The 1,264-nt window shown below is 66.9% G+C and carries 1 protein-coding gene; it reads right to left on the reverse strand.

Annotated features, from left to right (window positions below; genetic code table 11):
* Positions 1–32: 32 nt before the first annotated feature.
* A protein-coding gene (locus ACGFYN_RS48190; protein ID WP_393872287.1) for an IS3 family transposase occupies positions 33–1,195 on the reverse strand; the annotation gives its coding sequence in 2 pieces (ribosomal slippage) (positions 33–908 and positions 911–1,195; 1,161 coding nt in all).
* Between the last annotated feature and the right edge of the window lie 69 nt (positions 1,196–1,264).

Here is a 1,264-nt window from a genome sequence, read left to right on the forward strand (position 1 = left end):
GGGTCTGATGCAGGTTCGGGTGACAGGTTCGATCACGCGGCCTGGAGGGCCGGTGTGGTCATGACGATCTCGAATTCGACGGGGGTCAGCCGGCCGAGCGAGGCTTGTCTGCGGCGCCGGTGGTAGGTCCTCTCGATCCAGGTCACGATCGCGATCCGCAGTTCCTCGCGGGTGGCCCACACCCGGCGGTCAAGGACGTTCTTCTGCAGCAGGCTGAAGAAGGACTCCATGGCCGCGTTGTCGCCTGCCGCCCCGACCCGCCCTATCGAGCCGGTCATCCGGTGACGGTCGAGGGCCTGGACGAACTTCCGGGACCGGAACTGCGATCCGCGATCGCTGTGCAGAATGCACCCGTCGACCTGGCCACGTCGGGCCACGGCGTTGTCCAGAGCGGTCACGGCCAGACGGGACTTCATCCACGCGTCGATGGAGTAGCCCACGATCCTGTTGCTGAAGACGTCCTTGACCGCGCAGACGTACAACTTCCCTTCACCGGTGGCGTGTTCGGTGATGTCCGCGAGCCACAGCCGGTTCGGGCCGGATGCGGTGAAGTCGCGGCTCACGAGATCATCGTGCACCGGCGGGCCGGCCTTCTTGCTCTTGCCGCGCTTCTTCCCGAACACGCTCCACCAGCGGTTGTCCCGGCAGATCCGCCACGCGGTCCGGTCCGCCATCCCCGCCCCGGCACCACGGGCTTCATCGGCAAGGAACCGGTAGCCGAACTCCGGGTCGTCGCGGTGAGCCTCGAACAGCGCGTTCGCGCGATACGCCTCCTCCAGCACGGCGTCGGCCACCGGCTTGTCGAGCCAGCGGTAGTAGGGCTGTCTGGCGAGCTTCAGCACCCGGCACGTCACCGTGACGGGCACCCCGTCCCCGGCCAGCTCCTTCACGAGCGGGTAGATCATTTTCCCGGCAGATGCGCCTGCGACAGATAGGCCGCGGCCCGCCGCAGGACCTCATTCTCCTGCTCCAGCAGCTTGATCCGCCGACGCGCTTCCCGAAGCTCGGCACTCTCCTGGCTGGTCGTTCCGGGTTTGGCCCCGTCGTCGATGTCCGCGCGACGCATCCACTTCCACAACGTCATCGGATGGACTCCGAAGTCGGTTGCCACCTGCTCGACCGTCACACCCGGGCCGCGGTTCCTCGCAACCCGCACGACGTCCTGGCGGAACTCCTCCGGATAAGGCTTGGGCACAGTGACATCCTTCCCACCCGCCCCACAGGGCAAGCCAGTTCAGATGTCACCCGATCGTGCGGCAGACCC

Source organism: Streptomyces sp. NPDC048419 (assembly GCF_043200415.1).
Taxonomy (GTDB): domain Bacteria; phylum Actinomycetota; class Actinomycetes; order Streptomycetales; family Streptomycetaceae; genus Streptomyces.